Annotated in this window: 14 protein-coding genes, 1 tRNA gene and 1 rRNA gene; 5 read left to right on the top strand and 11 right to left on the bottom strand. The window is 47.2% G+C overall.

Annotated elements, in window-relative coordinates; genetic code table 11:
- Positions 1-23: 23 nt before the first annotated feature.
- Positions 24-581, bottom strand: coding sequence for a hypothetical protein (locus Q1B11_RS19325; RefSeq protein ID WP_299735476.1), 558 nt, complete (start codon positions 579-581; stop codon positions 24-26).
- Between the two features lie 377 nt (positions 582-958).
- Between Q1B11_RS19325 and Q1B11_RS19320 the strand changes: the two genes are divergently transcribed.
- Positions 959-1,366, top strand: coding sequence for a hypothetical protein (locus Q1B11_RS19320; RefSeq protein ID WP_299735474.1), 408 nt, complete (start codon positions 959-961; stop codon positions 1,364-1,366).
- Between the two features lie 177 nt (positions 1,367-1,543).
- On the opposite strand, the gene Q1B11_RS19315 is transcribed toward Q1B11_RS19320, so the two are convergent.
- The 6 genes from Q1B11_RS19315 to Q1B11_RS19290 form a co-directional block, all read right to left on the bottom strand.
- On the bottom strand, positions 1,544-2,653 hold the full coding sequence (locus Q1B11_RS19315) for a hypothetical protein (protein ID WP_299735472.1): 1,110 nt from the start codon (positions 2,651-2,653) through the stop codon (positions 1,544-1,546).
- 3 nt (positions 2,654-2,656) lie between these two features.
- Positions 2,657-5,917, bottom strand: a complete 3,261-nt coding sequence (locus Q1B11_RS19310; protein ID WP_299735470.1) for a DEAD/DEAH box helicase family protein — start codon at positions 5,915-5,917, stop codon at positions 2,657-2,659.
- A gap of 3 nt (positions 5,918-5,920) precedes the next feature.
- Positions 5,921-6,970, bottom strand: a complete 1,050-nt coding sequence (locus tag Q1B11_RS19305; RefSeq protein WP_299735469.1) for a PDDEXK nuclease domain-containing protein — start codon at positions 6,968-6,970, stop codon at positions 5,921-5,923.
- Positions 6,967-8,358: a restriction endonuclease subunit S gene (locus Q1B11_RS19300; RefSeq protein WP_299735466.1), complete on the bottom strand. Its 1,392-nt coding sequence runs from the start codon at positions 8,356-8,358 to the stop codon at positions 6,967-6,969. Before Q1B11_RS19300 ends, Q1B11_RS19305 begins: the two co-directional genes overlap by 4 nt.
- 196 nt (positions 8,359-8,554) lie before the next feature.
- A complete protein-coding gene (locus Q1B11_RS19295; protein WP_299735464.1) occupies positions 8,555-10,870 on the bottom strand; it encodes a class I SAM-dependent DNA methyltransferase in 2,316 nt (771 codons plus the stop codon).
- Between the two features lie 295 nt (positions 10,871-11,165).
- Positions 11,166-11,242 (bottom strand) — tRNA-Arg (locus Q1B11_RS19290).
- Positions 11,243-11,539: 297 nt separating this feature from the next.
- Between Q1B11_RS19290 and Q1B11_RS19285 the strand changes: the two genes are divergently transcribed.
- Positions 11,540-11,974, top strand: coding sequence for a c-type cytochrome (locus Q1B11_RS19285; protein WP_067583089.1), 435 nt, complete (start codon positions 11,540-11,542; stop codon positions 11,972-11,974).
- A 170-nt stretch (positions 11,975-12,144) separates the two neighbouring features.
- Here Q1B11_RS19285 and Q1B11_RS19280 read toward each other — a convergent pair whose 3' ends face one another.
- Entirely contained in the window at positions 12,145-13,098 is a 954-nt protein-coding gene (locus Q1B11_RS19280; RefSeq protein ID WP_299735461.1) for a universal stress protein, read from the bottom strand.
- A gap of 327 nt (positions 13,099-13,425) precedes the next feature.
- On the opposite strand from Q1B11_RS19280, the gene Q1B11_RS19275 reads away from it, so the two are divergent.
- From Q1B11_RS19275 to Q1B11_RS19265, 3 genes are all read left to right on the top strand, one after another.
- Entirely contained in the window at positions 13,426-14,520 is a 1,095-nt protein-coding gene (locus Q1B11_RS19275) for a polyamine ABC transporter substrate-binding protein (RefSeq protein WP_299735457.1), read from the top strand.
- 121 nt (positions 14,521-14,641) lie between these two features.
- Complete coding sequence (locus tag Q1B11_RS19270) at positions 14,642-15,877, top strand: EAL domain-containing response regulator (protein WP_299735455.1); 1,236 nt, start codon at positions 14,642-14,644, stop codon at positions 15,875-15,877.
- Positions 15,878-15,973: 96 nt separating this feature from the next.
- A complete protein-coding gene (locus Q1B11_RS19265; protein WP_299735453.1) occupies positions 15,974-16,528 on the top strand; it encodes an SLC13 family permease in 555 nt (184 codons plus the stop codon).
- A gap of 358 nt (positions 16,529-16,886) precedes the next feature.
- Here the strand turns inward: Q1B11_RS19265 and Q1B11_RS19260 are convergent, their stop codons facing one another.
- From Q1B11_RS19260 to rrf, 3 genes are all read right to left on the bottom strand, one after another.
- Positions 16,887-18,248, bottom strand: coding sequence for an SLC13 family permease (locus tag Q1B11_RS19260; RefSeq protein WP_299735478.1), 1,362 nt, complete (start codon positions 18,246-18,248; stop codon positions 16,887-16,889).
- 509 nt (positions 18,249-18,757) lie between these two features.
- Complete coding sequence (locus tag Q1B11_RS19255) at positions 18,758-20,170, bottom strand: M20/M25/M40 family metallo-hydrolase (RefSeq protein ID WP_299735452.1); 1,413 nt, start codon at positions 20,168-20,170, stop codon at positions 18,758-18,760.
- A gap of 153 nt (positions 20,171-20,323) precedes the next feature.
- A 5S ribosomal RNA gene (gene rrf, locus Q1B11_RS19250) occupies positions 20,324-20,439 on the bottom strand.
- Between the last annotated feature and the right edge of the window lie 120 nt (positions 20,440-20,559).

Here is a 20,559-nt window from a genome sequence, read left to right as displayed (position 1 = left end):
TTCATTGTTCTATCAAATAGTGCTTACGACAATTTTCTGATAATGGATTGTGTCGCATATTCATCGGGAGTGGCTGCATCGGCTGTGCCTATATTTTTGTTGTGTCTATGTCGCTCTAATGATTTGAGAAGCTGTTGAAAATTGTACTCAATGCAATAACCCCGTAAGCCGTCAGCATAGTGCCCCCAAAATGCCATGGAACCGAGAACATGCTCTGGCTCCGTCTCGGGAGGAGGATACTGGTAAGCCTTCGCAGCGGAGAATATTGCTGTATTTTGACGCCATGTACCTACATAGATGTTGAACCATTGAAGTGCAAAAGCTTTATCGTCAAGAGTATTGTCACAAGCATGCCTCTCACTTGTTCCTTTGTGCGTCTCATTCCACTTCTCACGAAATGCCTTATACAACGAGCTATCAATACAGGAACTATCAATGAATGCTCTACCTTCAAATGGATCATTTAATTCATCATAGGAAGGAAACCAAAGATAATCCTGATGAAGGGCATCCAAATCATTTTCATTGCCTGCTCTGAATTTAAACAGGCTTATTGGGTGGTTACTACTTTCAGTAATCATACATACTCAACAAATCAAAAGATTCCTGCTGGGAGACCACCATCCTAGACACCAAACGGCACTTGGTTAGTATTGATCTCCCCCATTGGGTGATGCCGCCTCACCCCTTCAACATATCAAACACTACCCGTGCAAACCCACGGGCCAATTCCAAGTTCGACAGGTACTACATCACCATTTCCTGCGGGGCTTCATCACAGCTCATGAAGGCATCATCAAATAATTTTGGAAAACACCTGGGGCATTTGCCATATGGCTTTTAGCCGAACTGTTTAAGTGAATCTCTTGAATAAAAGAGACGGTAGTATATTTACCAGCTTGTCCGGCTTTATCCAGGCAGGTACAAAGTTTTTTTACATTTTCTTCCAGAGACCTGAATGAAGAAGTTATTGAACTACTATTTTCCCAAAACACCGATTACCCGTACCCAGTTTTTCTTCAAGCAGCTTGCTGTTCTCTTGGGCTATCTTGTCGCAGGTCTTTGGTTATGGCTTGTTTTCAGGATAAAAGGTTCACCTGCAGGAACGCTCAGCGTGTGGGGCTGGATTTTACAAGCACCCATTTTGGTATTAGCTCTTACGATGTTTATTTCGCTTTTTGTGCAACATGCGATGAGGGTTCGAGATGCCGGTTTTAAACTTCGCTACGGCTTGACTCTGGTTCTTTTGGCAAATTGGATCGCAGGTGCTCTTATCAGCTTTCCTCTAGGTACGATTGCTCTTTTCTTCTTCCCTACAAAAAACGCCCAAGAGAAAAATGAGGTAAATGTGACAAACACCGAATAATTGACATGAGTGTACGATAATTGAGCCATGTACTTCTTTTTTGCTGTAAATAAAGAAGAACAGGACTAGCACGACCAAAGTGATGATGGATCGATGCCTTAATCTTTCTACACCAGACTAACAGTAATCTATTGTCAGGCGCGCCCGCACATATGGAAGCAGGCACTGCCTTTTTTCTCACTCTATCTGCCAAACCTGCTTCAACCGATCAACAGTATGCCTCCACTTAGGTGTCCGGGGAGCACAAACCGTATTCTGATTGCCAAATAGGCCTGTTTCAGAAAACGCATTATCACACTTAACGGTATACGCCCACTTCACTGGTACCAGGTACTCTGCGGTATCTTCATCTCTTTTCGACAGCAGGCTGTAGTCTCCCTCTGTCTGCAATTCTAATAACGTCTGACCTTTATGGTCAGCAAATGCGTACTGCTCTAAACGACACTTTTCTCCAGCAACAATGCCGACACCAACATACCCTGTCTTGGGAATATTCACCCAAACTCTGTCGCCTTCGTTCAACTTATCGAGTGTTTTGGAATACCAGTGTCCACCGCCACCAGCAATAAAACCATACTGAACTGCATCGCTCCAATGACGATCATCTCCATCATGGCCAAAGGAAATATAGAATTCACCATTCCATGCCTCCTTTGCTCCCTGAGATACCGCACGTTCTTGGGTCTCATCCGGATCAATCATCCACGCCCTGCTTAAATAATGATTTTCACCATCTGCAAAAGCGGCAAAGAATACTGCATTGATTGGTAGATTCGCATAGTCATTCAAATAGTTGATGATACGTTCGGTACTGGCATCCAGCGCAGTTGCAACCACAACCATTTGATGGGATTCATTCAAAGCAACATCGCTAAGCAATAAGCCAAATTTGTTCTGAAACGCCTGATCAAGACTGGATAGTCGTTCAACACCATTATCATGAACCGGGTGTTTTAAAATAAAGTCCTGATATATTTCGACCAATTGCTCTGGCTTCAGCGTCACAACCCAGGATGCATAATCAATCGTTTGCGCTACAACCTCTCGGGGCGTTTTATCCCTTTTTAATTCGATGATGATGACCGAGCCGTTGGCATCCAAAGCCAGTAAATCGATCAGCTTGTCAAAAGCTGTCCGTACCTGCCTACCAATCAGCAACCAGTCTGAACTCAGTATAGAAATGTCATGGCAAACCTGTTCTTCAAGCAGGTTTTCATTATCTAAAGGCACGGTTCTGAGCTTTTGTGGCGTTATGCCCATTTTCCAGATTCCCTGTTGAATAGCCATTCATCACCTCTTCAATAACTCAAATGCCAACCGTTTCAAACTTTCAGCCAGAGCTGGGTTTGAAAGATACTGCATCATCATCTCCTGATGGGCTTCATCACAATCCATGACCGCATCATCAAATGCCTTTGGAAAGTCACCCAGCAGAGCCTGTTCTGGCGTATTGTTTTTCACTTGGGTCATGACCGCTGAATTCTCTGCCACTTTGCTGGTAGTTGTGTGGAGAAAATTAATCATGTCCCCGTCTGACAGATTATCGGTAATAAACAGCTCATTCAGCCGCGCCACAATCTGTGACATAAACTCTTCTTTCTTATCCTTCGCCTTAGCTGTGCCCACATCGCTACCCGGTTCCAACTTATATTCCGGACTGTCTTCCTGCAGCTTAATGTCCTGCTGTCGTATTTTCGATAAACGATAATGGCTCATCACCACGTTATCCAGATCAATCTCATCTTCCTGAACCGCCTTTTCCCGCAGGAGCGGACGCAGGTAGCGGGCGTACAGGCTGAGCTTTTCCAGTTCTTTATCGTCGTAATCCACTATTTGCGACATAAACTCATAGAAGCGGGTGAAGCTGCCCAGATCCTTTTTGAAAATCTCCAGGGCGTCTTTCTCTTTTTTACAGTCTTTAAAGCTGTTTTCCGCATTGGCAATCAGTACCGCATCTTTGGTCTTTTTGGTGCGTTCAAACATTTCCTTTGCCAGAAGATACGCGTCAATGGCTGAACTGTATCGTTTCTGCCAACGCTCCACGGCTGGCTTACAAATATTGCCCACCGCTGCGTTGCTTTTGTTCTTGGTCAGGAAGGCATCGCAGAACCGTTCCACTTCGTTCCAAGTGAAAATGCCACTGGCACGGAGTTTTTCGTACAGTTCAAAAATCTTCTCCGGGTCAGAAACGTCTGCCAGTTCTGCCGTTTGATAATAAGGTTGAAACGCCGCCAGAATTTCTTCCGGTTTATTCACAAAATCCAGCACAAAGGTGCCCGTCACTTCTTTACCGGGATACGTTCGGTTCAGGCGGGAAAGCGTCTGCACACACTCCACGCCGCCCAACGGTTTGTCCACATACATGGCGCAGAGTTTGGGCTGGTCAAAACCGGTCTGGAACTTATTGGCCACCAGCATAAGCTGGTAATCGTCGGTGTCGAAGGCTTTGCGCATATCCCGACCTTTCAGCGCCGGGTTCATATTTTTTTCGGTGAACTTCTGGTCTAGCAACGTAAGACTGTCCGGGTCGTTCTTTTGGAATTCCACTTCGCCAGAAAAGGCAATCATCACAGCGATACTGCTTTGCTGCTCAGTCAGGTATTTATCAAACGCCAGTTTATAACGCACCGCCTCTTTGCGGGAACTGGTCACCACCATCGCCTTGGCCTGACCACCCAGCAGCCCCATCACATTGTCTTTAAAGTGTTCGACAATCACCTTCACTTTCTGGGCAATGTTGTACTCATGGAGGCGCACCCATTGGCCCAGTTTCACCTTGGCCTTTTTGCTGTCCACCTCGGTATCCGCAGCGGTCACTTTCTGGGCCAGTTGGTAAGCCACCTGATAATTGGTGTAGTTCTTCAGCACATCGAGAATAAAGCCTTCCTCAATGGCCTGCCGCATGGAATACACATGAAAGGCTTCTGGCACATTCTTTTGTGAAGAGCTTTCAGAAGCCGGTTGTGTCGGGTCAGGTAGACGACCAAACAGTTCCAATGTTTTGGCTTTCGGGGTTGCCGTGAACGCGTAATAGTTCAGATTAGCGCTGCCTTTGCGGGCAATAATCGTGGCGTCCAGAATATCTTCAGACGACATCGGCTGATCATCGTCTCCTTCTGTCGCCTCCAGCATCAGCACTTCTTTCAGCTTTCGTGCCGTGGCACCGGTTTGAGATGAATGGGCTTCGTCGGCAATCACTCCGTAACGGCGTTTCTTCAAACTGGCGCTGTTTTCAATGGCATCCAGCACATGGGGGAAGGTTTGAATGGTGACAATAATAATCGGCTGGGCATTTTCCAGCGCTGCGGCCAGCTTTTCGGATTTGGAACCGTCACCTTCTTTCCGGTTAATGCGCCCCACCACACCATCGGCGTGTTCAAACTGATAAATGGTGTCCTGCAACTGGTCGTCTAACACCGTGCGGTCGGTCACCACGATGATGGAGTGGAACATCTTTTCGCCAGCCGGATCGTACAGGGTGGAGAGCTGGTGAGCAGCCCAGGCAATGGAGTTGGATTTGCCAGAACCGGCGCTGTGCTGCACCAGATACTTATTGCCGGTGCCTTCCTGTTTGGCGGCACCGATCAGGCTGCGCACCACATCCCATTGATGGTAACGGGGGAAAATCAGGATTTCCTTTTTCGACTTCCGGCCAATGGCGTCTTCCACCTCTTTGATTTCCAGATGAACAAACCGGCCAATAATGTTCAGCAGGTTATCCGGCGTCAGCACCTCATTCCACAGGTAACCGGTGGCGTAGTCTTGTTCATTTTCCGGTGCATCGTTACCGGCACCGCCTTCTGCCGTGCCTTTATTAAACGGCAGAAACCAGGTATTGCCGCCCGCCAGTTTGGTGGCCATATACACTTCGTACTGACTCACGGCAAAATGCACCAGTGCGCCCCGCTTAAAGGTGAGCAGAGGTTCCGGCTTTTTGGTTTCCGGGTCTTTCGGTAAGCGGGTGGTTTTGTACTGGCGAATGGCATTATCGACGGATTGTTTAAACTCCGATTTCAACTCCAGAGTCGACACCGGCAAACCATTCACAAACAGCACCAGATCAATCCGCCACGCCTTTGCCTTTTTGCCAGTATCCGCAAGATGCTCTGCCGTCGCATAAGGCGAATACACCAACTCCGGCACAATACGACAACGGTTCTGTTGATAGCGAACCAGTGTCTCCGGATTCAGCGTATGTTCCGGCATAAACTGGCACAGAGAAAACCGGGCATTGCGAATCTTCAGCCCGTGGCGCAAAACCCCAAGAGTGCCGTAACTGCGCAGGTCTTTATCAATGGCGTTGGGATCAGCCTTTTTCAGTTGCGCTACAAGGTGATTGATAAAGTGCTGTTCCGAATCCGTGGGGAACACCTTACAAAACTTTGCCCATTCTTTTGGCTGGGTTTCCTGCACAAAGCCCAGCACATCGCTGGTGTAGAGGGCAGTTTCCCGGTGGTATTGATCGCCGCTGCCTAACTGCCAGCCATTCGTCTGCATCTGGGCGATGATGTCGTTCTGGAAGTTGGATTCTCTGGTGGCATCCTTGCTCATGGATTACTCCCCACTTTTATGCTCAATGCGTTGCCGGGCGTTGCGAATGGCTTGCTGAAAGCGTTCTTCCAGTAACTCTTTGGAAGGCATGTTGGTCAGATAATCTGCTACATGGATGCCGCTTTTATCCAATTCCAACAGTTCAATCTGTTCCTGCTTTTTACCTGCACAAAGGATAATGCCGATAGGCGATTCTTCACCGGGCTGACGGTCGTATTTATCCAGCCAGCGAAGATACAGCTCCATCTGGCCTTTATATTCGGCCTTGAAATTGCCTTTTTTCAATTCAATGGCAACCAGCCGTTTCAGGTTTCTGTTGTAGAACAGCAGATCGATATAAAAATCGTCATCGTCAATCAGAACCCGATGCTGTCGGGCGACAAAAGTAAAGCCCATGCCCATTTCCAACAGAAAATGCTGCATTTCCCGCAAGATGGCGTCTTCAAGATCTTTTTCAACGAACGTGTCATTCAGGCCAAGAAAATCGAGCAGGTAAGCATCTTTCAGAACAAAACTTTCATTAATCTTGCCGTTGCCCCGCAATTGGGTCAGGTCATGCTCTATGGTTTTTTCCGGCTTTCTGGACAGCATGGTACGTTCATACATCAGGCTCCCCATACGATCCTGCAAAGTGCGGGTTGACCAGCCTTCCTGCGTTGCCATCAGGTAATAAAACTCTCTTTTCAAGTCATCATCGATATAAATCAGTGTTTTTATATGAGTCCAGCTCAATTGTCTCCGCACTGCGGAGACAATCTCCGGGTCAGGAAACGTCTCCGCAAAACGGAGGCAGTGATGGAGTTGCTTGTTACTCCACCCTCTGCCAAAAGCGGCTGTTAACTGTTTGGCCAGTTCAGTGATGATTTCCTTGCCATAATCGGCCCGCTCACCTTTCAGCACTTCGGTATTAATGCGCTGCCCAACCTGCCAGTAAAGCAAGGTTAGCTCGGCATTCACCGCCACCGCTGCCCGCTGTTTGGCAGACTGGATCAGATCTTTGATTTCGCCGAACAGAGGGTCTGGCGCTTTCCGTGAAGCGGGTGTTTTGCTCATGGGGTGGCCTCTGCTGCGGGTTGTTGTTTTTGTTGTGATGCTGGTTGCCAGTGGCGGACATCGATTTTACCGGTGACGGCGGCGGAGATTAGGGCTGTGCGGCGTTCTTCCATGAAACTGATTGCTTGACCGGCCTGCTTGATCAAAGTGTCCATCTTTAATGATTTATCTTCAATAAGCTCAATAATTTCATCTTGCTCTTCGAGTGGTGGAATGAGAATGCTAAACCTTGATATGCCGTCAATGGTAAATCTTGTCATTGCCCCACCACTTAACCGGTTTAGCATTTCATCCTTAAAGACAGAAGCATTCAAATGATGCTTTAAGTATTTTGACCGTAAAATGTGTTTTCGAGGCCGGATGAGCGCAACACTGGAAAGTAAAGAAAACTCTTCTTCGAGGTCATTAACCGTTGCAATTCCTGCTGTAGCGCCATCCTTAATATAAAGAACATCGCTCTTTTTAACTGAACAGCGAGAATAAATATCCTTATGATCAGACGACGAAATATATGAAATATTAGATAAGTCGAAACCATGCTCTTTAATATTTTTTGCTGTTATATATAGGTAGTCGCCTTCGGGATAGCTTTCAGGACTGTGGTGTGTTCCGTCAACTAATAAATCCACTTGATATGTAAGGCGACCAGCATTCCAATGTTTGGGCATTTTTTCCAGCCACTCCACACCGGAATCCTTCATTGGTGCTTGCGGGTTCAAACCTTTGGTGACGGCATGACTGATCACCGCCTGTCGTTTTTCTTTCAGCAGCCGGATCAGGGATTGCTGCTCTTCGATTAGGGTGTCGATTTTGGCGGTTTCGTGGTCGAGGAAGTTGGCTATTTGGGTTTGTTCTTCAAATACTGGGAATGCCACTTTATATGGTGAAATCTGCTGTGTTGAGAGCTGTCCTATTGCTGAACTCTCAACACGGAAATCTATGACCGAATTGATGAAATACGTAAAGAACCTACAATCATGACCTTTAAATGGAGACAACACAAGTAGACGAATAATTGCATCAAAAGGATGATCTCTATATGCGGCAAAGCCAACTTCCCCTCGGCCGCTGACGGTTATTGCATTCTTGGTAAAAATACTGTTACTGGTATACCCATAAACAGCACCTAAATCGTTAGCATTTGTGTAAATTGGGTAAGGGTATTGTTCTGTTTTTATCTCCGAAAAAAACTCAGTTTTTAAGTCGCCACCGGCTTTAATACTAAATAATTTGGAAAGCGATGCCGTTTTCCAGTCAGTTGGCATTTGGCCAATCCACTCTAATCCAGAATCTTTATACTCCGGATACGCCGTGTATCTACCCATAACGACACCACTCTCCCCGCCGTCATTCCCGCGCAGGCGGGAATCCATTTGCACCGAACTCATTGGCTTACTCCGGGTTGGTTTGTTGCGGGTAGTTTTTGTGGATTCCCGCCTTCGCGGGAATGACAAGTGAGTACGCTGGAGTGACGAACGAAACCATTCACCAATTGGCCAACAGTCTGTTGGCTTAAATGGGCAACAAGCTGTTGCCCAAATTGCGAAACAGCTTGTTGCGTAAATTGAGCTTTGTTCTCTGTTATCACGAATGCACCTCTGCCAGCAGCGTCATAATCCGTTTACTGACGGCATCCAGATCCGCATCAATGGCTTCCAGCGCCCGTGGAGGCTGGTACTGGTAGAAGTGTCGGTTGAAGGGAATTTCGTAACCGACTATACCGATCTCGCCGTCTTGTTCGTCGCATTTGTCGGCATTGATCCAGGCATCGGGCACATGGGGCGCCACTTCCCGGTTGAAGTAGGTTTCGATCAGTGTGGTGGTGCTGACGGATGGATCGAGGGGCACGTTTTCGTTGTCCCGCAAGTCGCCGTCCTGCTGGAATTCGACGACGTTACCTTGGTATTCGAAGGCGCCGTATAGAGGCTGTGCTTCCTCTTTGAGAACCTTCTTAACTACGGGTTCAGCCTCTGGATTCTTGCGGGTGATGGCATCCAGAAACTGTTTTTTCTCTTTGGTATCCAGTGCTGTGCTGGTTTGCTTCAGGGCGGCTTTCAGGGTGATTTCAAACTGGTTGAAGTCGTTATGCTCTTCGCTGCCAATGTTGGTTTGCAGAGTTTCTGCTTTTTTCATCAGCCCAAGCTGGAATAGCCAGAGTTTGCTATCCAGCACTTCTTTGATCTGTTTTTCTTTCAGCTCTTTGAAGTCGGCTTTGATTTTGGCGCGAATGACGGTTTCGTTGGCTGTCAGGTGCTGGTGACAATCATCGCCGAACTCTTCGTGAATCCAACGCATAACACTGTTGAACGGTTTGGGAGCGAACCGTAACCCTGCAACGGCGTCGCTGGTGATCTGGGCGGTGAGTCGCAGCGGACGTTCGATGGTTATGCGACGGTAGCCGAATTCGTGGTGATCAAAGATTTTGCTGGCAAAGGTTTTCGGTGCTTCTGCCTTGGCATTAGCAGACTGACGACCACGGTTGCTTTTCTGCTCTGCTGGTTTATTCAACACCTGCGGCTCTAGCGCTTCAAAAGCACCGAAACAGCGGGTGATGGTTTTAATGTCATCGTCGCTCATGATGTTCCGTTTGGAACCCAGCGACTTGCGCATTTTACCGCACAGGTTGACGCCGTTAATCAGTTGCACCTTACCTTTACGGGCGCTGGCTTTTTTGTTGGTCAGCACCCAGACGTAAGTGGCAATGCCTGTGTTGTAGAACATATCCGTGGGCAAAGCGACAATGGCTTCGAGCAGATCGGCTTCGAGAATATAACGGCGTATTTCACTTTCACCGCTGCCAGCACCGCCGGTAAAGAGTGGTGAACCGTTGAGGATGATGCCGATACGACCGCCCGGCTGTTGTGAAGAGCCTGTTCCATCACGTAGCTTGCTGATCAGGTGCATCAGGAACAGCAACGAACCGTCAGACACTCTTGGCAGACCGGGGCCAAAACGACCATCGAAACCTTTGACGGTATGTTCGTCTTTGATGTCCCCTTCGATCTTCTTCCAGTCCACACCGAAAGGCGGGTTAGAGAGCATGTAGTCAAACTGATCCGCCACCAGTTGATCGTTAGAAAGCGTGTTGCCCAGTTTGATGCGGCTGACATCCTGCCCTTTGATCAGCATATCCGCTTTACAGATGGCGTAGGATTCCGGGTTCAGCTCCTGACCAAAGGCACGCATCACGGCTTTGGGGTTCAGGTCGTAAACGTATTCCATTCCCGACGACAGAAAGCCACCGGTGCCTGCGGTTGGATCGTAGATGGTGCGGATGATGCCGTCTTTTGTCAGGGCATCGTCGTCTTCCATAAACACCAGGGAGGTGGTGAGGCGAACGATATCCCGTGGGGTGAAGTGTTCACCGGCGGTTTCGTTAGAGCCTTCCGCAAACCGGCGAATCAGTTCTTCAAACACCAGCCCCATATCGTGGTTAGAGACTTTTGTGGGGCTAAGATCGGTGTTGGCAAACTTGCCCACCACTTTGTATAACAGGTTAGCTTCGTTCAGGCTGCCGATGAATTCATCGAACCGGAAGTGTTCAAAGATTTCACGGGCATCTTTTGAGAAACACTGGATGTAGGTTTCCAGGTTGGATTTGATATCCCCCTGCCCCAGCTTCGACAGGTTCATGGGTGATGTGTTGTAGAACGATAACCCACCGGTTGAACGCAGCAGCATTTTCTCCATACCGTCTTCCGGCAGGTTCATGGCTTTGACTTTTTCGTACTGGGCCAGCACATCGTCTTTGCTGGCTTCCAGCACACACTCCAGACGACGCAGCAGGGTAAACGGCAATATGATGCGACCGTACTGAGATTGTTTGAAATCCCCCCGCAGCAGGTCAGCGACAGACCAGATAAAAGCAGCAAGGTTGTTGGACGTTTGGGTGTTGGGCATGGTCAGTACTTGAATGCGGAATGGAATAAGGCCGGCGGCAGCGGTGGGTCATAAACAGGACGACGTTACGGCTGGGTTTTGTCCGGCTGGCGGAAAATGGTTAGAGGGAAGTGTACAGGCAAATTCGTACTGAATGTAGGTCATCTGAGGTACAGAAAATGCATTCGCCAATATTGTGATGTACCCATCCAAACTGACCCAAAATCGATTGTTTCTGAAGGGACACATTCGGGACACAGGATTTTTAAACGGTATGGAGATGAAGAGGATTTTATAGGTAAGTCATTGATTTTTATGGCGCACCCGAGAGGATTCGAACCTCTGACCTCTGCCTCCGGAGGGCAGCGCTCTATCCAGCTGAGCTACGGGTGCACGTGGAGCTTACGAGAGCAGCTCCAGCGGGGGACAATAATACTGATACGCCTCTAGGCTGTCTATGATTTTTTACCCGCCTCGGTAGACATTAAAACAGAACGCTTTTACCAACCAACAACCCCAGAGCGGTTAACCGAAGCGCCCGCGGTATAAACCCCTGTTTTAGGTGTGGCAATTGATCTATAATCCCTCTGCTTAAAATAATTCGGTTACAAAAGGCAGAAGTAGTTAGCCAATAAGAAGTAACCACTGATTGCCTTAGAAGAGGACAAGCGAGTGTCACGGGGAACTCATATGCGTGCTTTGATTCTGTTAGTCGGGGGACTATTCGCGTCGTTGGTTTTTGCTAAACCTGCTGCGGATCTGGACTCAACCACCCGTAGTGAAATAAGTGAACGTATTGCCCCGGTGGGCTCTGTGTGTCTGACTGGTGAAGAGTGTGCCAGTGCCGCCGGCGCAGTAGCCAGTGCCAGCAGTGGCCCGAGAAGTGGTGATGCGATTTATGGTCAGTATTGTATCGCTTGCCATAGCACGGGCTTGCTAGGTGCTCCCAAGACCAATGATGCAGCCGCATGGCAGGCCGCTGAGCAGAAAGCCGGTGGATTCAGCGCCCTGCTTTCAAATGCGATTAACGGCATCAAAAGCATGCCACCCAAGGGAACCTGCATGGACTGCTCTGATGAAGAGATTGGTGTAGCCATCGAGTTTATGAGCGGCCTTAAACCTTAAGAAGCTGTTCACAATCTCTCTGCGAGCTGCAAACGTTGATAAAACGCCCCTGTTTTTCAGTTTTCTTCGTTGCGTAGCGCCACTATGCGCCTCAAAAAACTGAAAAACAGGAACATTTTATCCTCGTTTTCGCTATTCGCAAAAGATCATGAACAGCTTCTAAGCCGCCTTTATTCATCAGTCCTTTCTAAGGGGCTGATGAATCCTTCTGGTTTTACCGCCAATATTGAGCAGTAAATACTGTTCATAATGTTTTCTGCTGTATTCCCTACCAGTATGCCTTTTCTTGGCTGAGACATGGTTCCCATCACGATTACGTCCACATTCAACTTATTAGACAACTGCTGAATTTCCGGTGCAGGTTTTCCATGAAGCTCATGAATCGACACGTTTAGCTGCTCTTCTTTATTTAAACCTTCTTCCTCCATCAACTCCTTCAGCTTGTTGTGATAACGGCGCTGGGTGATTTCGTGAAGTTCGTACAACTCTTCATCCGACAGTGTGTTTAATGCACCTTTGCGCAAGGGAATATTCCAGACGCTGACCAAGTGCAATTCCGACTGCTCCTGGGCGGCCAGATAAATACCGTATTTTAATAGTGTCCGATTCAGGGTATGCACTTCAGAATCAGCATTGCCAACATCCATAGCGACCATAATTTTGCCACTGAACTCGGGGAGCTGTTCTCTATCTGCCATCATCAGAATGGGCACCGGGCATTTTCTCAGTAATGCCAGATCGTTACCAGTGAGCTGTTTTCGGGACAAGGCACCGCTGGCATCCGCCAGTTTGATCACCAGATCAATACTGTGTTCTCGGATCACTTCGTGGATAGTTTGTCGCGGGCGACCGTACACAATGGTGGTTTGTGCTTCTATGCCATGCTCCCAAGCCAGCTCCTTTAAGCGTTCCAACTCTTCTTCCAGCTGCTGCTTCAGGTGATCTTCCAGCTTTTGCTCCAAGGGGATGAATTGCAGGCGGCGAAGGGTTTCAAGACTTTGATCGAAAATAGCAATCAACAGAGTGGCGCGGTTGTCTCTGGCTAATTGAAAGGTTTGCCGCAGTTCCATTTCACTGGTGTGCTGGCGGGTGATGGCAAGGAGGATGGAGCGGAAGGCATGCATGAACTTATTCTCTGTCCGTAACAACCACCTTCAGTATCGCAGGGATTGGTTGTTCTGCAGGGAATTTCTCTCTGAGATTACGGTTTATACCCAAAGGATTTCAAGTTGCTACGCGGCGGCAACCGAGTGAATCCTTTAGGCCCTCGGGTCCCATGAGCCTACGAGTAGTAGGTGATTGGGGTGAGCGAGTACCCGAGGGCATAAATGCAGCCAACAAAGTAGCAACTTGAAAGGCGACGGGTATACTGGTACGTACCTTGTAGAAACCACTAGGTTCTATATAATCCGGCTCCCAACTGTTTCCTTGTTAAGGTATGCGACACGTTTATGAAAAAGATGTTCATCGTCGCCGCACTACTCTGTGCTGCACAGGTTCACGCCTCAGACGACAAGGCTGAAAAGCTTTATTTCTATAACTGGACTGACTACATCGCTGAAGATACCGTCGATAATTTTTCCGAACAGACGGGCATCGACGTTGTTTATGATGTATACGACAGCAACGAAGTACTGGAAGGTAAATTGCTTTCCGGTCGCAGCGGATTCGACCTGGTTTCCCCTTCCCATGATTTTTATAAGACACAGATTCGTGCCGGCGTTTATGCGCCACTGGATAAATCCAAGCTGCCTAATCTGAAGAATCTTGATCCGAAGATTATGAAGCGCATCTCGGATAACTTCGACAAAGAAAACACTTACGGTATTCCTTATCTGTGGGGCACCACTGGCATTGGCTATAACAAAGCCGCGGTGGAAAAAGTGCTGGGAAAAGACGCGCCAGTCGATAGCTGGTCGCTGATTCTTGAGCCAGAAAACATGAAGAAGCTGCAACAGTGCGGTGTCGCTTTTCTGGATGCGCCCAGCGAAGTTCTTCCTTCTGTGATGGCCTATCTTGGTATTCCCGGCGACAGTCTGCAGATGAAAGACTATAAGGCGGCGGCGGCACAAATGAAGGAGATTGCTCCTTACGTTGCTTACTACCATTCTTCTCGTTCTTTATCGGATCTGGCCAATGGCGATATTTGTGTTGCGCTGATGTGGTCTGGCGATGCCATGATTGCCCGAGATCGCGCCAAAGAAGCCGGTAACGGGATCGATATCCGCTACGTGGTACCAAAAGAAGGTGCTGCCATGTGGTTTGATATGCTGGCGATTCCTAATGATGCGCCTCATAAAGACGCGGCTCACAAGATGCTGAACTATCTGATGGAGCCAAAGGTGATTGCTGATGTGACCAACTACGTGACTTACAGCAACCCGAATCCGGCTTCCGTTCAGTATGTTGAACCTTCGATAGCGAAAGACCCTGGCGTCTTCCCAACCGAAGAAACCAAAGAAAATCTTTTTGTTTTCAAAGAGCTGCCATCCAAGCTAAAACGTTATATCACCCGCGAATGGGCTCGGATCAAATCTGGTTCCTGATCCCTTTAAGCTGCCTGCTTCATGCAGGTAGCTGCTCTCTTCTTATGACTTTCCTCAATCAACTTACTTTCCAACCGAATTACTCCATACTGAATGAAGGATTCTTTTCTAAGGTTGGGCTATGGACAGCAAACTCTCCTCACTTCGCATCTTGATTCTCGAAGACCAGCTATTTCAACGGCTCGTGGCTGAGCAAGTCGTGGCTGGCTTAAATATTCAATTATTACTGACCGCAGAAACCAGCGAGGATGCGTTACAGCAACTTCAGGAAAAAGGCCCGGTAGACTTAGTGCTGTGCGACCTTGACCTTCCTGGAATGGATGGTATTGAGTTCATCCGACACCTTGCGAATCAAAAACTGGCGGACGGTGTTATTGTTCTCAGCGCAATGGATGCTTCGATCATTCGTACGGTGGAAGATATGTCTCAGGCTTTGGGGCTAAAATCCCTCGGCCACTTACCCAAGCCCATTCATAGAAACCATTTGCGGGAAATGCTGGAAATTTATGTCAATGGTGAAACATTTGACAGTTTCAAACCGCTGCTGCCCCGCGAACAGTTACTGAATGAACAGGAGCTGGAAGAAGCCGTTGAACAACATCAGTTTATTCTCCATTACCAGCCAAAAGTATTATTAAACGATGGTCAACTGATTGCCGTGGAAGCGTTGGTTCGCTGGCAACACCCGGATCTTGGGCTTATACATCCAGTGCATTTTATTCCGATGATGGAAAGCTCCGGCATGATCGAACCTCTGACCATCAATATGATTGATTTGGCACTGATTCAAATTAAGGCCTGGCAACAGCAGGGTAGAGAGATCCCCATCAGCATTAATATCTCAGCCACGATGTTAAACAACACCAGCCTGCCAGATATACTGATGAAAAAGACCAGAGGTATGAATATACCGCCTGCTCTCCTTAATCTGGAAATCACTGAAAGCAGTTCAATCAGTGATGTCGCACTGGCACTTGAAACCCTTGCCCGCTTTAAGCTTCATGGCTTTGCATTGTCCATAGACGACTTTGGTACGGGGTATGCCAGTATGCAGCAGCTCAACCGGATTCCTTTTAGTGAACTGAAAATCGATCAGTCTTTCGTATCTAACGCCTGTAAAGATGATGCTCATAAAGCCATAGTGGAATCTAATATCCATCTTGCTCATCGGTTGAATATGCAAACCGTTGGAGAAGGTGTAGAAACGCAGGAAGATTGGCAAATGCTGCACGATTTGAACTGCGATATTGCTCAGGGCTATTTTATTGCCAGGCCGATGCCGGCTGATACATTGTTGGGTTGGGAAAAACAGTGGTTAAGCAAACAACCCATCACTCCTCACAAACCCGCATTATAAACGCGATTTTATTGACCTGATTCATTACACAAGCCCTTGGCTCCATGCACTATAGACGTCACTAACAATGTAAAATCCCAAGGAATAGTGACGTCTATGCCTCCTGTAATTAAGCTGTTACTGATTACGGCTACGTTTCTTGGTCTTTTCTTTCTCCCACCTGAGTTTATTCCTATCGCTGGTATCTCCATTGAGCAACAACGGGTTCTTGCCATTTTTATTGTGGCTACCCTGCTTTGGGTTTCTGAGGCTGTACCAGCCTATGCAACGTCTCTGCTAATACTGGGTATGCTGTCCATCACGGTCTCCAATACCAGCCCCTATTTTCTCAGAGCAGCGTTAGACCCTGAGAGCATGCTCAGTTACAAAGAGATTCTCAGTAGCCTTGCTGCACCGGTTGTCGTGTTGTTTCTTGGAGGGTTCTTTATTGCCATTGCGGCGACCAAATATAAGCTGGACATCAACCTTGCCCGGGTTTTACTGAAACCTATTGGCCGCGACTATAAGAAAGTCATGCTGGGCCTGATGGCGATTACCGCGTTCTTCTCAATGTTTATGAGTAACACGGCCACCACAGCCATGATGCTCACATTATTAACTCCCTTACTGGCTGACGTCGACACCAAAGATAACGGTGCAAAAGGTGTTTAAAAACAGATCTCGTAGGTCGGTAACAGCAGGGTTGCCGACAATCAGCCTCTACAGCGCGACGAGATGTCGGCAATTCTTGCAGAATTACCGACCTACGCGGTTTTGCGACAACCTCGCGTGCGTGGGAACGAGATATTTGGAGTTTTGCTAAGTAGTTGACCATTTGGAATCGAATATTTCTGGCTGAGTGGGCAGTTGCTATGCAAGGCACAACGCAGGGAGCATAGCCGTAGCTATGTGACCGGAGTTGTAACGCCGGAGAGTGACTGTCCACTTAGTCAGAAAATATGATTTCACGTGGTCAACTACTTACACCCTCACTGCATGGGAACGATGAAAACGTAAAGCCTTAAAGAAATCAGAATAACCCTAACCAAGTCATCAGCATCAACACCGCAAAAATCAACAGCACTCCCAATGGACTGAGCACTTTCGCAGTTCTGATAAAGTCTTTTGTATCTACAAGGCCTGTAGCATGTGCCAGCGCATTAGGCGGTGTACTGATGGGCAGTCCCATACCCAATGAAGAGGCCAGCGCAACTGCGGTACCGATCAATACTAGCCCACCCATATCCTGAATACTCGCAACAGAGGTAGACATCGAAATGGCGATGGGCATTAACAAGTTCGCAGTGGCAGTGTGAGACATAAACGTCGCCATCACCATACACAAAATACTGATACCGAGAACAATGGCCACCGCACCAAACTGTTCGAAAGGCACCATACTAACGATCAATTCTGCCAGTCCCGAAGTAGCCAGAGCCGTACCAATGGCAATACCACCGGCAAGCAGCCAGAGCACATCCCAGCTGATTTGTTTCAAATCCTGCTTATCAACAATGCCGCAAAGGCTGAATACCGCTACGGGAATAATGGCAACCGCGTAAGCATTGATCCCATGAACACTGGAGAACATCCAAAGCAGAATGGTCAGCGCCATGGTGGCATAAACGATATACGGCTTAAGCCCTTTTTCAAAACGGCCCTCGATCTTAACGTCCAGATCACCACCATTGGACGGGTACATTTTCTGCAGCAGCCACCAACTAAATCCAATCATGACGACAGTTATAGGCACTGCAAACAGCATCCAACCACCGAAAGACAGGGAATGTTCACCGACAAAATAGCGGAATGCGATGGCGTTGGGTGGTGTTCCAATAGGGGTGCCCATGCCCCCTAGGTTTGCGGCAATAGGAATACTTAATACCATTGCACGACAGCCGGGGTCTTTGCTGTCCATTCTGGCAACCAGTGGCGTCATGATGGTCAGCATCATGACGCTGGTTGCTGTGTTACTCATAAACATAGAGAACACGGCAGTGATGATCATGACACCGAGCATGACAACTTCATACTTCTGGCCAAATGGCTTAAGTAAAACTCGGGCAAGATTTATATCGACCTTGTACTTTGCACAAGCGAGAGCAATGAAGAATCCACCGAGAAACAGAACAATGACCGGAGAAGCAAGGCTGTTGAATATTGCTGTGTATTGCAGCATGTCTTCACCCATTCCTTCTCGGAGTGGGAAAGGCGCGCTATTTGATGTAGTTAACACCAGCAACATGATAATCAACAACGAAGTGGCAAACGCTGGAACCGCATCACTCACCCACAGTAAAGTGGCAAGAATAAATATAGCCATGACCCGCTGCTGAAGGACAGAAAAGACACCTTCAGGAAAGACCAATTCAGGAAAACAGAATAGCCCCATAAAAATCAAAGCTATGGGGACAATCTTCTTAAGCGGGTTCATTAACACGTACCGTACATAACAAAATAAATGGGTGATGTACGCCTACACGCATAATACCGTTCACCTACAAGCTTTTATTACGCGGCTTTGGTGTCCGGCCCAAGATACGACGATTGAGTTGTTTCGCTGAAAGTGACTTATTATCGTTCGTGTGGGTACATCTTTATGCGAGCTAATCTTGCCTAATGTTTATGAGTTATACACTGAGCCACGTCATGTTTATTATTCTTTTCCTGATTTGATTTCATTTTACACAGACCCCTTGAAATATTTTTATCCATTTTGAAATTAAATGTTATTTTCAAGAATCGCCTGATGATTAGTTTTAATTATTCGTAATTTATCCTTTTAATTACCGTATCCTTATATAACTTCACTAACAGAAAAAATAATTTAGGAAGAGACAAAAACAATAAAACCATCGCCTTATAATATTAAAGGCGATGGATGTGTAGCTGGGAGTAGTATCAGCTATCAGGATTCCCTGAAGATCGAATCAGCGACTTCGACAACTCCAATGCTGTGTTGATGCTGTCAACGGATATCCTCTCATTAGCGCCATGAATGGAGCCAACCAGCTTCATATGAAGAGTAAAGGGGTGAAACCGGTATATATTGTCAGACACCGGCGCATAGTGTGGACTATCAGTGGTTGCAGTGAGCATACCGGGCACCACCACAGTCTCTGGCAATACCTTATTGATGGCTGTCTTAAGATGACCATAACCCGGTGCTGTCATATCAGCAATCGGTGGTCCTTTCTTCCAGCCCATCGCAACAATTTCAATAGTCTCATCATCGATCAATGCTTTTACATCACTGATCAATTGCTCAACGGAGGTTCCTGGCAATAAACGGAAATTGACTTTTGCTTCCGCCGTCTGAGAAATAACATTCTCTTTGATACCTGCATTCACCATCGTCACCGCTGTTGTAGTACGCACCATGGACTGACTGGTTTTCTCATCTCCCATAACAGAAAGGAGAATTGGCTTACTGAGCCATTGGTTGCGCATCATAAAACCATTGATACCCCCTACATGTTCACCCATTTCTTTCAACATATCTGCAACCGGTTTAACCAAACGAGCTTTGAACGGTTTTTCATGCAGCGTTGTTAACGCCTTACTCAGGTTAACAATGGCGTTGTTTTTTACCGGCATGGAAGAGTGACCACCGTCACCAGAGGCTTTTAATGTAAGGGTTACATAGTTTTTCTCAGCCAAACCAATCATAGCCACAGGGTTGCCAGGAAGAAGTGGGTGACCATTTACGACTAGACCACCTTCACCAACAACGTATTCAAAGTCATACCCCTGTTTTTTGAGATACGAAGCAATATTTGCAGCACCATCATTTCCACCTATTTCCTCATCATGACCAAATGAGAAGACCAATGTCCGTTCAGGCTCATAATCATCAGCTAAAAGCGACTCAACCGCTTCAAAAGTTGAAATTACAGAGGCCTTGTCGTCCAGTGCACCACGACCCCATAGATAGCCTTCCGCGACAACACCAGCAAACGGGTCATGCTGCCAGTCTTCTTCTGTTCCGGGTTCAATAGGAACAACATCATAGTGGGCGTCAAACAGAACAGGAGGGATTGAGGAATCTTTACCCTCCCAAAAATATACAAGACTGTAGTCTGCTATTACGATTTTCTTAAGGTGTTGATGCACCAATGGGTATGTATTCTCAAGGAACCGATGAAAATCTAGAAATACATCATAATCAATAGCATCAAGGTTTTGATGGCTAACGGTTTGATAACGGATAGCCTGCGAAAGATTTTCAACCATGGGTGAGTGTGTAGTGGCTTGTACTGAAGACAAAAGAGACAAACCGGAAATAATGGCTACAAGTAATGATCGCTTATACATCAAGCATTCCTTTTTCTAATTATTTTTATCTGATGGTTGTGGCTGCATGATAGGGCAGAAGCCATGGAAAACTCAATGACTGTGGGAAATCACTATTTATGAACTACAACGAAAAAAACCCTGATAGATACCTATCAGGGCTTTATATTTTATGTCTGAAAATGACCTACTCTCACATGGGGAAGCCCCACACTACCATCGGCGATGCATCATTTCACTGCTGAGTTCGGGATGGGATCAGGTGGTTCTAATGCTCTATGTTTCTCAGACTAAATCGTGTCTTAGAGCAATTGGCTCTGAGATCAAAACAGACTTGAGCGAACTCAAGGGTAATTTAGTGCCTGGCGATGACCTACTCTCACATGGGGAAGCCCCACACTACCATCGGC

The sequence above is a fragment of the uncultured Endozoicomonas sp. genome (assembly GCF_947495845.1).
Lineage (GTDB): Bacteria > Pseudomonadota > Gammaproteobacteria > Pseudomonadales > Endozoicomonadaceae > Endozoicomonas.
This window is presented reverse-complemented; position numbering and strand designations above follow the sequence as displayed.

Excerpts from the sequence above, each read along its gene's own strand:
- Q1B11_RS19300 (WP_299735466.1), bottom strand. The coding sequence starts at position 8,358 with ATGAGTTCGGTGCAAATGGATTCCCGCCTGCGCGGGAATGACGGCGGG.
- Q1B11_RS19325 (WP_299735476.1), bottom strand. The coding sequence starts at position 581 with ATGATTACTGAAAGTAGTAACCACCCAATAAGCCTGTTTAAATTCAGA.
- Q1B11_RS19315 (WP_299735472.1), bottom strand. The coding sequence starts at position 2,653 with ATGGCTATTCAACAGGGAATCTGGAAAATGGGCATAACGCCACAAAAG.
- Q1B11_RS19295 (WP_299735464.1), bottom strand. The coding sequence starts at position 10,870 with ATGCCCAACACCCAAACGTCCAACAACCTTGCTGCTTTTATCTGGTCT.
- Q1B11_RS19285 (WP_067583089.1), top strand. The coding sequence starts at position 11,540 with ATGCGTGCTTTGATTCTGTTAGTCGGGGGACTATTCGCGTCGTTGGTT.
- Q1B11_RS19280 (WP_299735461.1), bottom strand. The coding sequence starts at position 13,098 with ATGCATGCCTTCCGCTCCATCCTCCTTGCCATCACCCGCCAGCACACC.
- Q1B11_RS19270 (WP_299735455.1), top strand. The coding sequence starts at position 14,642 with ATGGACAGCAAACTCTCCTCACTTCGCATCTTGATTCTCGAAGACCAG.
- Q1B11_RS19265 (WP_299735453.1), top strand. The coding sequence starts at position 15,974 with ATGCCTCCTGTAATTAAGCTGTTACTGATTACGGCTACGTTTCTTGGT.
- Q1B11_RS19255 (WP_299735452.1), bottom strand. The coding sequence starts at position 20,170 with ATGTATAAGCGATCATTACTTGTAGCCATTATTTCCGGTTTGTCTCTT.
- Q1B11_RS19305 (WP_299735469.1), bottom strand. The coding sequence starts at position 6,970 with ATGAGCAAAACACCCGCTTCACGGAAAGCGCCAGACCCTCTGTTCGGC.
- Q1B11_RS19275 (WP_299735457.1), top strand. The coding sequence starts at position 13,426 with ATGAAAAAGATGTTCATCGTCGCCGCACTACTCTGTGCTGCACAGGTT.
- Q1B11_RS19260 (WP_299735478.1), bottom strand. The coding sequence starts at position 18,248 with ATGGGGCTATTCTGTTTTCCTGAATTGGTCTTTCCTGAAGGTGTCTTT.
- Q1B11_RS19310 (WP_299735470.1), bottom strand. The coding sequence starts at position 5,917 with ATGAGCAAGGATGCCACCAGAGAATCCAACTTCCAGAACGACATCATC.
- Q1B11_RS19320 (WP_299735474.1), top strand. The coding sequence starts at position 959 with ATGAAGAAGTTATTGAACTACTATTTTCCCAAAACACCGATTACCCGT.